We start from the raw sequence: 12,890 nt of genomic DNA, 5'->3' as shown, positions 1-12,890 counted from the left end.
GGTCGCGCGACGTGTCCGACGCGCATCTCGAGGTGCTGGTGAGCCGCCTCGACCCCGACCTGCCGCTGCCGGCGTACGCCCATCCCGGCGACGCCGGCGCCGACCTCCTCACGACCATCGACGTCAGCCTGGCGCCGGGGGAGCGGGGCCTGGTGCCGACCGGCATCGCCCTGGCCCTGCCCGAGGGGTACGTCGCGCTCGTGCACCCGCGTTCCGGCCTGGCCGCCCGGCACGGGCTGTCCATCGTGAACAGTCCCGGCACCGTGGACGCGGGCTACCGCGGCGAGATCAAGGTGATGCTGATCAACCACGATCCGCTGGAGCCGATCCACCTGCGCCGGGGGGACCGGATCGCGCAGCTGGTGATCCAGCGCGTCGAGCGGGCCCGGTTCATCGAGGTCGGCGAACTGCCCGACTCCGTCCGGGGCGCCGGGGGCTACGGTTCTACCGGGGGCTTCGGCGCCCCGCCCGTCCCGATCGAGGAGAAGCAGTCGTGAAGTTCCGCCGCAAGTCCACCGAGGCCGAGCAGGATCCGGGGCCCGAGGTGGAGCAGGATCCTGCCGAGGGGGTCGACCTCTCGACACTCCGCGCGACCGGGCCGTACGACGCCGACGACGCCCCCGACGACGACGTGCTCCGGATGGACCTCGGATGCGTGCTCATCGCCCCGACCGAGGGCAGCGAGGTCCGGATCCAGGTCGACGAGGCCACCGAGGCCGTGCAGGGGGTGCTGCTGGTGGCCCAGGACGGCGCGATGGAGCTCCGGGCGTTCGCCGCACCCCGCAACGGCGACCTCTGGAGCGAGGTGCGGCCCAAGATCGCGGCCGACTTCGCCCAGCGTGGCGGCACCGCCGACGAGCGCGAGGGCCGGTTCGGCACCGAGCTGCTCTGCCGCGTCACCGTCACCACGCCCGACGGCGGCACCGGCACCCAGCCGTCCCGAGTGATCGGCATCAACGGTCCCCGCTGGATGCTGCGTGCGACGCTGCTCGGCCGTCCGGCGGTCGAGGTCGACGACGCCGAGCTCTGGGAGGAGGCCCTCGCGCGGGTCGTCGTGCGCCGCGGCACCGCCCCGATGCCGCCCGGCGCCGAGCTGCCGCTCTCGCTGCCGCGCGACGGCTCCTAGGCGGCCCGGCATGTCGGAGAAGAGCCGGCTGCGGCGCACGATCAGCCGGTGGGCCAGCACCGACGACCAGCACGCCCGGGACATGCGCAAGGAGTACGGCGCGGACCACGGCCACGGTCACGACCGCATCGGCGACGCGCCGGACCGCGAGCGGGTGCGCCTGCGCGGGACCCTGCGGACGGTGACGCTGCGCCCGCGTGGCGGCGTACCCGCCCTGGAGGCGGAGCTGTACGACGGCACCGGCACCATCACCGTCATCTGGCTGGGCCGCCGGCGGATCTCCGGGGTCAACCCCGGGCGCTCGATCGAGATCCAGGGCCGGATCGGCCGGCACGACTCCCAGCGGATCATGTACAACCCGCGCTACGAGCTGATGCCGTGAGCGAGCCGCACGCCCCAGCCACGCTCGACACCGTCGAGGCCGTCGTGCGGGCCCAGATCTCGCGAGCGCTCGGTGGCCGGCGCGGCATGGTCGAGGCTGCCGTCCCGACCCTCGTCTTCACGGTCGTCTGGCTCACCACCAAGGAGCTGCGCTACGCGCTGGTCGCCAGCATCGCCATCGCCGTGACGCTGCTGGTGGTGCGGCTGGTGCAGCGCTCGACGGTGCAGTTCTGCCTCAACGCGCTGTTCGGCATCGGCATCGGCTGGGTGTTCGTCACGATCTCCGCGCGCCAGGGCGGCAGCGCCGACGACCAGGCGCTCGCGTACTTCCTGCCGGGCATCATCTACAACGCCGGCTACACCGTGGTGCTCTCGCTCACCTGCCTGGTCGGCTGGCCGCTGATCGGGTTCATGGTCGGCAGCGTCACCGGCGACCCGACCGCCTGGCACGGCGACCGCCAGGTCGTGCGGCTGTGCACCCGGCTCACCTGGCTGCTCGCCGTACCCTGCCTGCTCCGCGTGGTCGTGCAGACGCCGATCTGGGTCGCCGGCCACTCGGCCGCCATGGACCCGGACCGCGCGGTCGCGCTGCTCGGTGTCCTCAAGATCGCGATGGGCTGGCCGCTCCAGCTCGCCGCGCTGGGCGCGATGGCGTGGATCCTCAGCCGCAACAGGACCCCGGTCACCGCCGCCTGAGCGTCAACCGCCGTGGGCGGAGGGGGCGAGCAGCCGCTCGAGGTTCTCCTCGATGTCGCTCGGCACCACGAACAGCAGCTCGTCGCCGGCCTCGATCGGCTGCTCGGCGTCGGGCACGTAGACCTGGCCGTCGCGCAGGATCGTGACGAGCGCGCAGTTCTCCGGGAACGGGATCAGGCCCGCCGGCTTCCCGACGTACGGCGAGTCCGCGGGCAGCGTCATCTCGACCAGGTTGGCGTTGCCCTGGCGGAACGTGAACAGCCGCACCAGGTCACCGACGGTGACGGCCTCCTCGACCAGGGCTGACATGATCCGCGGCGTCGAGACGTTCACGTCGACGCCCCAGGCCTCGGTGAACAGCCACTCGTTGTTGGGGTGGTTGACGCGGCCGACCGTGCGCGGCACGCCGAACTCGGTCTTGGCGAGCAGCGAGGTGACCAGGTTGGCCTTGTCGTCACCGGTGGCCGCGATCACCACGTCGCAGCGGTCCAGGCGGGCCTCCTCCAGCGAGGAGAGCTCGCAGGAGTCGGCGAGCAGCCACTCGGCGTCCGGCACCCGCTCCGGCTTGATCGAGGAGGGGTTCTTGTCGATGAGCAGGACGTCGTGGCCGTTCTGGATCAGCTCCCGGGCGATCGAGCGGCCGACGGCCCCTGCCCCGGCGATGGCGACGCGCATGTCGGTCTCCTAGCTCTCGTCAGCTCTCGTCGGGGCCGGCGTCGATCGTCCGGTAGGCGTGCGCGGCGTTCTCCTCGCGCATCACCAGGTGCAGCAGGTCGCCCTCCTGGATCACGCTCTCCCGGGTGGGCAGCATGCCCTCGCCGAGGCGGTCGATCCAGGCGATCCGGCTCTTGGACTGCATCTGGAAGTCGACGGTCCGATGGCCGATCCACGCCTCGGTGACCGGCACCTGGTCGAGCCGGACGGTGCCCGACGGGTCCCGGTAGTCCGGCTCGGCGCCGGCCGGCAGCAGCCGGCGCAGCACCTGGTCGGCGGTCCACTTGACCGTCGCGACCGTGGTGATGCCGAGGCGCTGGTAGACCTCGGCGCGGCCGGGGTCGTAGATGCGCGCGACGACCTGCTGGATCCCGAAGGTCTCCCGGGCGACCCGCGCCGCGATGATGTTCGAGTTGTCACCGCTGGAGACCGCGGCGAACGCGTCGGCGCGCCGGATGCCGGCCTTCTCCAGGACCTCCTGGTCGAAGCCGTAGCCGGTGACCTTGTCCCCGTTGAAGCCGGGCCCGAGCCGCCGGAACGCGTCCGGCTCGCTGTCGATGACCGACACCGTGTGGTTGCGGTCCTCGAGGCTGCGCGCCAGCGTCGAGCCGACGCGCCCGCAGCCCATGATCACGACGTGCACGGTCGAACGCTACAACAGGCGGGCGCCGATCCCGGCGTGGATGCCCCGGGGCTCACCCACGGGGTCTAGCCTTTCCGGTCGTGAGCGTCGGTGATGTGTCGAAGCGGATCCTGCTGGGTCGCAAGCTCCGCAGCTCCCAGCTCGGGGAGACGCTGCTGCCCAAGCGGATCGCGCTCCCCGTCTTCGCGAGCGACGCGCTCTCCTCGGTCGCCTACGCCCCGGACGAGATCTTCATCATGCTGTCCCTGGCCGGCGCGTCGGCGTTCATCTGGTCCTGGAAGATCGGCATCGCGGTCGCCTGCGTGATGGCGGCGGTCGTGGCGTCGTACCGCCAGACCGTGCACGCCTACCCGAGCGGGGGCGGCGACTACGAGGTCGCCACCGTGAACCTGGGGTCCAGGGCCGGTACGACGGTCGCCAGCGCGCTCCTCGTCGACTACGTGCTGACCGTGGCCGTGTCGATCTCGTCGGGCGCGCAGTACGCCGCCGGCGCGATCCATCCGCTCAACGGCCACGAGGCGTGGTTCGCGACCCTGCTGGTGATCGTGCTCGCGGCGCTCAACCTGCGCGGCATCCGCGAGTCCGGGACGTTCTTCGCGATCCCGACGTACGCCTTCATGGTCGCGGTCCTGGGCATGTGCGCCTACGGGTTCTTCGAGCTCGTCTTCGGTGACCTGCCGATGGCCGCGAGCGCCCAGTACGACCTCGAGCCGGCGAGCGGCTACGGCGACTCGATGACCACCGCGGCCCTGATCTTCCTGCTGGCGCGCGCGTTCTCGTCGGGCTGCGCGGCGCTGACCGGTGTCGAGGCGATCTCCAACGGCGTGCCGGCGTTCCGGCGGCCGAAGAGCAGGAACGCCGCGACCACCCTGCTGCTGCTCGGCCTGATCGCGATCACCATGATGCTCAGCATCATCGTGCTGGCCAAGCAGATGGGCGTGCAGATCGTCGACCCGGGCGACCTGAGCCGCCTGAGCCTCAACGGGCAGCCCGTGACGGCCGACCAGCACCCGCTCATCGCGCAGATGGCGGACGCGATCTTCCACGACTTCCGGGCCGCGTTCTACTTGGTCATCACGGTCACCGGGATCATCCTGGTGCTCGCGGCCAACACGGCGTTCAACGGCTTCCCCGTGCTCGGGTCGATCCTGGCGAAGGACGGCTACGCGCCGCGCGCCCTCGGCTCCCGCGGTGACCGGCTCGCCTACAGCAACGGCATCCTGTTCCTCGCGGTGATGGCGATCGTCCTGATCCAGATCTTCGACGCGGAGCCCACCCGGCTGATCCAGCTCTACATCGTCGGCGTCTTCGTGTCCTTCAACCTCAGCCAGCTGGGGATGATCCGGCACTGGACGCGGCACCTGAAGACCGAGTCGGACCCCGCCGCACGCCGGCGAATGATGCAGTCGCGGGTGATCAACACCGTCGGCCTGAGCTTCACCGCGGTCGTGCTGGTGGTCGTGCTGATCACCAAGTTCTTCGCCGGCGCCTGGATCACGATCCTGGCGATGATCGTCTTCTACGTCATCATGCGCAGCATCCGGCGGCACTACGACAACGTGAACGCCGAGCTCGCCGCCGACGAGGACGACAAGATCCTCCCGACCCGGGTGCACGCGATCGTGCTGGTCGGCAAGCTGCACAAGCCGACGCTTCGCGCGCTCGCGTTCGCGAAGGCGACCCGGCCGAACGTCCTCGAGGGCGTCTACGTCTCGACGGATCCGGAGTCCACCCAGCGGCTGATGGAGGAGTGGGACGAGCGCAACCTCGGCGTACCGCTGAAGGTGCTGCACTCGCCGTACCGGGAGCTGGTCCGGCCGATCGTCGACTACGCGATGGAGATCAAGGCGGCCAACCCGCGCGGTGTGGTGGCGGTCTACATCCCGGAGTACGTCGTCGGCCGCTGGTGGGAGCAGCTGCTGCACAACCAGACGGCGCTGCGCCTCAAGGGCCGGCTGCTGTTCGCCCCCGGCGTGATGGTGACGTCGGTGCCCTACCAGCTCCGGTCGTCCGAGATCGCCCGCGAGCGCGAGGAGCGGCTCGGCGTCTGGACCCGGCCGACGGCCTACCGGACCGGCGACGTCCGCGAGAGCGGCGGCACGGACCGTCAGATCCAGCGATGAACCGCCGGCCGCGGCAGCGCCAGGCCCGGGGCGGGTCCCGGGTCGGCGAGCGGTTCGAGGCAGTGGTCGGCGCGGTCGCCCACGGCGGCCACTGCATCGTCCGGCTCGACGGGACGGCCGACGGCCCCTCCGACCGGCCTCGCGTCGTGTTCGTGCGGCACGCGATCCCCGGCGAGCGCGTGGTCGTCGAGATCACCGAGGGCACCGAGGGCGACCGGTTCTGGCGGGGCGACGCCGTCGAGGTGCTCGAGGCCTCCGCCGACCGGGTCGAGCCGCCCTGCCCGTACGCCGGCCCGGGCAGGTGCGGCGGCTGCGACTTCCAGCACGTCGCGCTACCCCGGCAGCGCCAGCTCAAGGCGTCGGTGGTGCGCGAGCAACTCGGTCGGCTGGCCGCGACCGAGGTGCACACCGAGGTCGAGGCCGTGCCCGGCGACGAGCAGGGGCTGCGCTGGCGGACCCGGATCCAGTGGGCCGTCGGGCCGCGGGGCCGGCGCGGCCTGAAGAAGTACCGGTCCAACGAGGTCGTGCCCGTCGACGACTGCCTGATCACCCGCACGGACGCGCGCTCGATCAGCCGCGCGGGCACGACGCTCGACCGGCACGCCGCCGCGCTCTCGACCGTCGTGGGGGAGCGGGTCGCCGCGCCGCCGTACGGCGAGCACGTGTTCGCGGTCGAGGCCGACGGCTTCTGGCAGGTCCACCCCGGCGCTCCCCGTGTGCTCGTCGAGACGGTGCTGGGCATGCTCGAGCCGCGGCGCGGCGAGGTCGCGCTCGACCTGTACTCCGGCGTCGGCCTGTTCGCCCGGTTCCTCGCCGACGCGGTCGGTCCCACCGGTCAGGTGCTGGCGGTCGAGGCCGACCGCGGCGCCTCGCGGCACGCGCAGGCCAACCTGGCCGGCCTACCCGGGGTGGTCGTCGAGTGCGGTGCCGTGGACCGGGTGCTCGCGTCGCCGCTGCCACCGGCGTTCGGCAGCGCCGACCTCGTCGTCCTCGACCCGCCGCGCGAGGGCGCCCGGGCGCTGGTCGTCGAGCAGATCGTGGAGCGGCGGCCCCGGGCGGTCGCCTACGTCGCCTGCGACCCGGCCGCCCTGGCTCGTGACGTCGCGACCTTCCAGAAGTTCGGCTACGAGCTGCGCTCACTGCGGGCGCTGGACCTGTTCCCGATGACGCACCATGTCGAGTGCGTCGCATCGCTGACGAAGGTCGGCTCTGACCTGCGCTGATGTGATCTGGGCTCTCGGGCGTGAGTCCCGAGAACGGGCCTTGAGGCTCACTGTGGGCTCACTTTGAGTTCTCGGGCTCGGTTTGTGACGCCTCACTCGCCCTGTTGGGACGGCCTGAGGAGCAAGTCGGTCGGTGGCGGCCCGGTAGTCGGGCACGACGAGCCGTCGATTGATGTAGTGCCGCTCGGTGACCGCCTTGGATGTGTGGCCGAGTTGGTTCATGGCGGCCTCGGCGTCGTAGACCTCGTCGATCTCGGTTGCCACGTTCGGCGGAACGAGTGGGGTGAGACATCCTGGAGAGCGGCGAGGTCTGCATAGTCGGCGAGCTGGCGGATATGCCACAGCCGGCCCTGGACGTCGGTGGGGAAGTGCCAGGTGCCGTTGCGGGTGATGAACACTGCGTCGAGGGCGTTGGGTGGCTGGGCAACCTTGCGTCGGCGTAGCAGCGCCGCAGCCCAGTCCGGGAGCGCGATGGGCGGCGCCCGCTGCGAGCATGCGGCCAGCGATCGCGACGCCTGGCCAGTCGAAGTCGCCGTGGTATCGAATGAGCGGGGACCGACAGCACTTTGCTGATGTGCGACGTCGCATTCTGCTGGTGAGCCGACGTTGGCCTCTCAGCCTGATCTGATCCACCTCGCCGTCGAGATGGCGCCCCGAAACGCTCTCCGCCGAGCCGATCGCCAACCTCGTGTCAATCGGAACCGCCACGTGACACCTGGACCCCGACCTGCCGATCTGACCCCGGCCAGCGCGGCCTGGCTGGAGCTACCGGTCACCACCGTCACGCAGCGGGCGTTGGCGAAGTCCGTCACGTCCGGGTCGTCGATCCAGAAGTACGACGCTGACGAGTGCTTCGACACGGGAGCACCGTTCAGTCGGGAGAGGCCAGCCATGGGCGTCCCGACGTTGTCGACCCGCCGTCCCAGCCCGACCGGTGAGAGCCCCGACATCGCTCAGGATCGCCGCAGTCGCTTACCTGCAGCCTGAACAGATTGCGTCACGTGTCCGCGCGGGGCCCGGCTGGGTCAGTGTCGTCCTCGTCGGTGACCGTGCTGCCTGTCCTCAGGGAGTCGAAGATGTCGTCGATCATGACCCCTGTCGGCCTACGGCCGCGTTCGGTGAACCATTCGTATCGCAGCGCGCGTCGGCGGAGCGGCGAAGGAAGCCGAAGAAGCAGCGCGATCGTCCTGACATCGGTGCCCGCCGCATCGGTCGACTGGCTGGCGTGCGCCCGGAGTGCGGCGATCTTGACGCGCACCTCCCGACCCACGTCGACCCGGTGCGTGATGTCAGCTCGTGCACAGTATCCGCGCGAAACATCCGGCAGATCCGGCAGAGGAACGAGTCTGGCGATTCGCCGAAGCGCGCGAACGGCGTGGCCGAGCGAGTTCCGATCGATGGTCGCCTCAAGGACGACCGGTGTCTGCGCCAGCTCGGCAGCGCGAATCCCGACGCGGTGCACCTGCACATGGTCGGGGTGTCCATAGCCACCGTTCTCGTCGTACACGGTCAAGACGTCGGCGGCCTCCTGGGTCAGGAGTGCGGCGAGGTCGATGGCGAGTGTCTCGACGTCCATCTTGCTGAACGGGACCGTGCAACCCGGGCGGGCTCCCGTCGGGCCGGCGACGCCGAAGCCGGAGTCGGGATAACCGAGGACCTCGACCCGAGCAGCGCCGATAGCGCGAGCCGACTGCAGCAGCTCCGCCTCCCGCCGGCTGCCGAGCCCGTCAGCAGCCCAGTCCGCTCGGGCGAGTCCGGCTTCGCCCGCCGTTGCGACGACGACGACGACGCGGTGCCCTTCGGCAGCGGCCCGCGCCAAGGTGCCCGATGTCAGCAGTGCCTCGTCGTCGGGGTGGGCGTGGAACGAGACGACCGTGAACCGGTTGCCGGGCATCCGTCGTCGGCCCCGTCGTACGGTTGGGCCAGGAGGCTGGCGAGCTGAACCGGTCATGATGGAAGTCTCGTCCCCGCCACCTGAACTGCACCTGACAGGATCCCCAGCTACTCGGCCCGAGCCGCAGCTGGCATCGTTCAGGTGGGATGCAGGTAGCAACCGCGACGCTCTCCTCGTGACCGCGCTCGTGACCGACGGCCGAACGCCGCCGTCGCGACCTGAGACGAGTCCCGCAGGAGCCGGCACCCGGTGCGTCGGGCCGATCGCGTCGGGGCGTCGTCGCCGGCTCGCGGGTCGGCTCCGGTTCGTCGCTTGTGTGGCAGCAGCGGGCGCCCTGATCTGGCGCGCCCTTCCCATCCTCGCAGGTTCGACCTGGGGGGACCTCGTGCCGGCGGCCCGCGACATCCACCCCGATTGGTTGGTCGCACTGGTGGTGATCTGGGTGGCGGGTCTGCTGGTCCACACCATCACCCTGACCGCCGCTCTGCCGGGGTTGACCCATCGCCGGGCCCTGACCCTCAGTCTCACCGGAAGCGCAATCGCCAACGTCCTTCCCCTCGGCGGCGCCGCAGGAGTGGCCCTGAACTGCCGAATGGCCAAGCGGTGGGGGCACTCAGGCGCCGCGATCGGCACCTATACGGTCATCACGAATGCCTGGGACGTCTTCGCCAAGTTCCTCCTCCCCGTGCTCACCCTCCCTGCGCTCATGGTGGAGACCTCAGCCGTCAACCTCGCGGTCAGCTACGCGGTCGTCGGCGCTGCGCTGGCGCTTGCCACACTCACCGGTCTCGGCCTGGTCACCCTCTCCTCGCCCACAGCAGCAGCTCGTGCCGGAGGTGTCGCGGACCGGGTACTCGCTCGTTGGCTCCCGCCCGGGACGTGCCGGGAATCGCTCGTCGCTCTGCAAGCCGACACGAGCCAGATCGTCCGGACGAGCTGGCGGCGCCTGAGCATCGGGATGCTGCTCTACACCGCGCTCCTGTTCGCGTTGCTGCTCGGATGTCTGACCGCCGCTGGGGCGGGGCTGAGCATCGGTGCGGTACTCGCCGGGTTCACCGTCGAACGGCTGCTGACGCTCGCCGGGCTCACCCCCGGAGGTGCCGGGATCGTCGAGGTCGGTCTGGCGAGCACGTTGCTGACCTTCCCAGGTGCGCCGGTGGGTGTCGCCTTGGGAGTTCTGCTCTACCGCGCGCTCAGCTTCGGCCTGGAGATCCCGGTCGGCGGCATCGTTCTCGTCGGCTGGCTGTGGGTGCAGCGGCGGACTCCGTCCCGACATCAGTCGCCTACCCAACCGGCGACCCGTGGCGCGACCAGGCTCGGCAACTCGGGCGACGCCGAATGCCCTGGAATGACGGCGTGATGCGGGTACTGCACGTCACCGACTGCTACCTGCCCCGACTGGGAGGTATCGAGGTGCACGTCAGCAACCTCGCCGCCCACCAGCGCGCCGAGGGCATCGACGCTCGTGTGGTGACCCTGACCGGTGCGAGTCTGGCTATCTCCGACCCGTCATGGGTCGTCCGGGTTGGTCGCAAACCTGGACGACCGGCAACGGATCCGAGCAGGTCGGTCCTGTCAGCCGACTCGGACCTGCACGATGTGCTGGTGTCGTGGGCGCCTGACGTCGTCCACATCCACGTGTCGGTGTTCTCGCCCTTCGCGACGCTGGCAGCGAGACGCGCGAGCGCATCAGGTCTCCCCACTCTGGTCACCGTGCACTCCATGTGGAGCCGGCTCTGGCCACTCCCGGGCGTCGCTCAGACGCTCTTGCAGCTGCGACGCTGGCCTGTTCAGTGGTCGGCTGTGAGCGACGCCGCGGCGCGGCCGCTGCGCGAGATGCTCGGTCCGGAGATCGAGGTCGCGGTGCTGCCCAATGCGGTCGACCCTGCCGTGTGGCGGTCGCCGTCGAGCACCGATGCGTTGCCTGGCCCAGGCGAACGGGATCCTGCGCCGACCGTGGTGAGCGTCATGCGATTCACGAGAACCAAGCGGGCGATGCCCCTCGCGCGCATGCTCCTGCACGTGCGACGCGAACTCCCGGAGCAGACCGCAGTACGTGCCGTCGTCATCGGTGACGGGCCACAGCGGCCGCCCTTCCGTCGCTTCTTGGAGCGCAACGGCATGTCCGACTGGGTGGACCTGCCAGGTCGGCTCGACCACAGCGCGGTGTGCGATCAGCTTGCACGCTCAGACGTGTTCGTGGCTCCGGCTGAGCTCGAGTCCTTCGGGCTCGCGGCCCTCGAGGCACGCGCTTCGGGCCTTCCCGTGGTGGCCTCCGCCAAGTCCGGGATCCGAGAGTTCGTCCACGACGGTCACGAAGGGCTCCTCGCCGTCGACGACCGCACCATGGTCCAGGCTATTGCGCGCATGGTCACCGACAGCGTTCTCCGCGAGGCGATCCGTGCGCACAATCTCCACACGCCGGTGATGCACGATTGGCCAGCCGCGAGCGCCCGGACACGAGTGCTGTACGACAAGGCAGTCTTGGTTGCATCGGGGAGCCAGGGACGACCGGTCGCCCGGACGATCGCTGCCTAGGATCGTCGCGGATGCGCCCGCCGCCGCCCCTTTCGTCGTCAGTGGCGCGCGTGGTCCGGCCGCGTAGGGACCGCCGAGATGCCCGATCCGACCGCCGTGCCGACGCCCTGTCCGGTCGGGGGTTGGTTTCGGTCTCGTCCCCGATGCCGAGAAGCCTGCCCCGCCGTCAGATCGGCTGACCGCGGCCAGCGGTCTACCCGAGCGTGGTCAACAGAGCGTTGAGGGCCTGCTGCTCCTCGGCCTTGTCGGGATTCGCGGCGCGCACCGCCGACAGGACGGGGTCGATCTGCTTGTCCACGTAGGTCCAGGCCTGGCAGTCCTTCGGCTGCAACGAGTCCTGGTCGTCGTCCCACGCAGTTTCCAGATCCGTGACGCGGCTTGCAGCTCCAGACTGGTCGCCGGAGTTGACGAGTTGAAGAGTGTCCTTCGCGATCGTGCGGTAGTTGTCCACGGAGGAGGCCGGGAACTTGGACGCCACGTGCTGGGTCGCCTGCTGCTGGTTGAGCGTGGCACCCGAACAGCTGGGCGCGGGTCCCTCCGCCTCGAGAGCACTCGCATGCGGCTGCTGGTTGGCCCACGCGAGGAGTCCGATGGTCGAAAACGCGACCGCGACCAGTACGCCGAGCAGTGGCCGTTCGCGCCCGGGTCGCGCATACCTGCCCGTGGGGCGCGCCTCCTCGCTCTCGATCACGTCCGCCCTGGAGATCGACAGGTAGATGACCGTCGCCAAGATCGCGCCCAAGAAGATGATGCTTGTCACGAACGTCCCGAGGCCCAAACCCTTCTCACTGCTCGGCGTCGCCAGCCAGTCGCCGATGTTGGCGCCCAGCGGCCTGGTCAGGATGTAGGCGAGCCAGAAGGTGAGAACCTCGTTGGCGCCGAGCCGCCAGACCACGGTGACGATTCCGATCAGGGCCAGCGGCAGGAGCACCGACTTACCGGGGCCCCAGCCGGTCAGCTCCAAGGTCCAATCACCGGCCGCGGTACCAAGCGCGAAGGTGACCAGAACCGCCAGCCAGTAGAACGACTCGCGTGGCACGGTGACAATCGTGTGGATGGACAGTGTTCGCTCGCGGGCGTACCAGATCCCGAATACGGCAGCCAGGAGAACCGAGAAGACTGTGGTGCTGATCCAGAGGGGCACGGCAAGCTGGTCGGTCAGGATGTCGGTGTACAAGGTCCCCGTCACGCTCACGACTACGACGGTGAGCCAGTAGGCGATCGGCACGTACTGCCGAAGCGTCATCTGGACCGTCAGCACCGCGGCGAAGATCACGGTGAACAGGATCGCTGTGTCCACCAGCCCGACACCTAGGGTCATGTTGATCCAGTCGGCGAAGCTCTCGCCGACGGTCGTGCACAAGATCTTGATCACCCAGAACCAGATGGTGACTTCGGGGACCTTGTTGAGCATCTGCCGGGCCCCGATGCGAGCGGGGACTGCTTGCTGGGTCATGAGATCACGGTTTCGTGCCTTGCCTGCTAGCAACCTGAATGCGTCGCAGAGTCAGTGCGTCGGTGGAGGCCGGGGGCCGAGAGCGAGCGGGTTCTG

Annotated in this window: 13 protein-coding genes; 8 read left to right on the top strand and 5 right to left on the bottom strand. The window is 70.0% G+C overall.

Going from position 1 to position 12,890, the window contains the following annotated elements:
* The first annotated feature begins 11 nt into the window (after window positions 1–11).
* From dut to ACVW2K_RS17445, 4 genes are read left to right on the top strand one after another with little or no spacing between them, the layout of a single operon-like run.
* A complete protein-coding gene (dut, locus tag ACVW2K_RS17460) occupies window positions 12–497 on the top strand; it encodes a dUTP diphosphatase (protein WP_457203387.1) in 486 nt (161 codons plus the stop codon).
* The gene (locus ACVW2K_RS17455) at window positions 494–1,126 is read left to right on the top strand and encodes a DUF3710 domain-containing protein (protein WP_028635816.1); all 633 of its coding nucleotides are present in this window, start codon (window positions 494–496) and stop codon (window positions 1,124–1,126) included. The genes dut and ACVW2K_RS17455 overlap by 4 nt, the downstream gene beginning before the upstream one ends.
* Before the next feature lie 10 nt (window positions 1,127–1,136).
* The gene (locus tag ACVW2K_RS17450) at window positions 1,137–1,508 is read left to right on the top strand and encodes an OB-fold nucleic acid binding domain-containing protein (RefSeq protein ID WP_028635817.1); all 372 of its coding nucleotides are present in this window, start codon (window positions 1,137–1,139) and stop codon (window positions 1,506–1,508) included.
* Window positions 1,505–2,203 (top strand): DUF3159 domain-containing protein, encoded by a 699-nt coding sequence (locus ACVW2K_RS17445; RefSeq protein WP_028635818.1) that lies wholly within the window; start codon window positions 1,505–1,507, stop codon window positions 2,201–2,203. The genes ACVW2K_RS17450 and ACVW2K_RS17445 overlap by 4 nt, the downstream gene beginning before the upstream one ends.
* 3 nt (window positions 2,204–2,206) lie before the next feature.
* Here ACVW2K_RS17445 and ACVW2K_RS17440 read toward each other — a convergent pair whose 3' ends face one another.
* Window positions 2,207–2,878 (bottom strand): potassium channel family protein, encoded by a 672-nt coding sequence (locus ACVW2K_RS17440; RefSeq protein ID WP_028635819.1) that lies wholly within the window; start codon window positions 2,876–2,878, stop codon window positions 2,207–2,209.
* A 19-nt stretch (window positions 2,879–2,897) separates the two neighbouring features.
* Window positions 2,898–3,560, bottom strand: a complete 663-nt coding sequence (locus ACVW2K_RS17435) for a potassium channel family protein (RefSeq protein ID WP_028635820.1) — start codon at window positions 3,558–3,560, stop codon at window positions 2,898–2,900.
* Window positions 3,561–3,640: 80 nt separating this feature from the next.
* Between ACVW2K_RS17435 and ACVW2K_RS17430 the strand changes: the two genes are divergently transcribed.
* Entirely contained in the window at window positions 3,641–5,683 is a 2,043-nt protein-coding gene (locus tag ACVW2K_RS17430) for an APC family permease (RefSeq protein ID WP_457203386.1), read from the top strand.
* Window positions 5,680–6,906: a class I SAM-dependent RNA methyltransferase gene (locus ACVW2K_RS17425; protein ID WP_457203385.1), complete on the top strand. Its 1,227-nt coding sequence runs from the start codon at window positions 5,680–5,682 to the stop codon at window positions 6,904–6,906. The genes ACVW2K_RS17430 and ACVW2K_RS17425 overlap by 4 nt, the downstream gene beginning before the upstream one ends.
* Here the strand turns inward: ACVW2K_RS17425 and ACVW2K_RS17420 are convergent.
* The gene (locus tag ACVW2K_RS17420) at window positions 6,820–7,494 is read right to left on the bottom strand and encodes a DUF2399 domain-containing protein (RefSeq protein WP_457204087.1); all 675 of its coding nucleotides are present in this window, start codon (window positions 7,492–7,494) and stop codon (window positions 6,820–6,822) included. The genes ACVW2K_RS17425 and ACVW2K_RS17420 overlap by 87 nt on opposite strands.
* A 409-nt stretch (window positions 7,495–7,903) precedes the next feature.
* A complete protein-coding gene (locus ACVW2K_RS17415; RefSeq protein WP_457203384.1) occupies window positions 7,904–8,800 on the bottom strand; it encodes a PIG-L deacetylase family protein in 897 nt (298 codons plus the stop codon).
* 175 nt (window positions 8,801–8,975) lie between these two features.
* On the opposite strand from ACVW2K_RS17415, the gene ACVW2K_RS17410 reads away from it, so the two are divergent.
* Entirely contained in the window at window positions 8,976–10,160 is a 1,185-nt protein-coding gene (locus ACVW2K_RS17410; protein WP_457203383.1) for a lysylphosphatidylglycerol synthase domain-containing protein, read from the top strand.
* The gene (locus ACVW2K_RS17405) at window positions 10,160–11,338 is read left to right on the top strand and encodes a glycosyltransferase family 4 protein (protein WP_457204086.1); all 1,179 of its coding nucleotides are present in this window, start codon (window positions 10,160–10,162) and stop codon (window positions 11,336–11,338) included. The genes ACVW2K_RS17410 and ACVW2K_RS17405 overlap by 1 nt, the downstream gene beginning before the upstream one ends.
* Window positions 11,339–11,531: 193 nt before the next feature.
* On the opposite strand, the gene ACVW2K_RS17400 is transcribed toward ACVW2K_RS17405, so the two are convergent.
* Window positions 11,532–12,794 carry a COG4705 family protein gene (locus ACVW2K_RS17400; protein WP_457203382.1) on the bottom strand — a complete coding sequence of 421 codons (1,263 nt, stop codon included), beginning with the start codon at window positions 12,792–12,794 and terminating at the stop codon, window positions 11,532–11,534.
* Window positions 12,795–12,890 lie beyond the last annotated feature (96 nt).

Source organism: Nocardioides sp. HB32, from assembly GCF_054058995.1.
The sequence above is the reverse complement of the archived record's forward strand: the minus strand, read 5'-3'. Positions and strand labels throughout refer to the sequence as shown.

Bases quoted from the DNA above. Each gene is read 5' to 3' on its own strand.
- ACVW2K_RS17450 (WP_028635817.1), top strand. From the start codon at position 1,137: ATGTCGGAGAAGAGCCGGCTGCGGCGCACGATCAGCCGGTGGGCCAGC.
- ACVW2K_RS17440 (WP_028635819.1), bottom strand. From the start codon at position 2,878: ATGCGCGTCGCCATCGCCGGGGCAGGGGCCGTCGGCCGCTCGATCGCC.
- ACVW2K_RS17425 (WP_457203385.1), top strand. From the start codon at position 5,680: ATGAACCGCCGGCCGCGGCAGCGCCAGGCCCGGGGCGGGTCCCGGGTC.
- ACVW2K_RS17420 (WP_457204087.1), bottom strand. From the start codon at position 7,494: ATGCGACGTCGCACATCAGCAAAGTGCTGTCGGTCCCCGCTCATTCGA.
- ACVW2K_RS17415 (WP_457203384.1), bottom strand. From the start codon at position 8,800: ATGCCCGGCAACCGGTTCACGGTCGTCTCGTTCCACGCCCACCCCGAC.
- ACVW2K_RS17405 (WP_457204086.1), top strand. From the start codon at position 10,160: ATGCGGGTACTGCACGTCACCGACTGCTACCTGCCCCGACTGGGAGGT.
- ACVW2K_RS17400 (WP_457203382.1), bottom strand. From the start codon at position 12,794: ATGACCCAGCAAGCAGTCCCCGCTCGCATCGGGGCCCGGCAGATGCTC.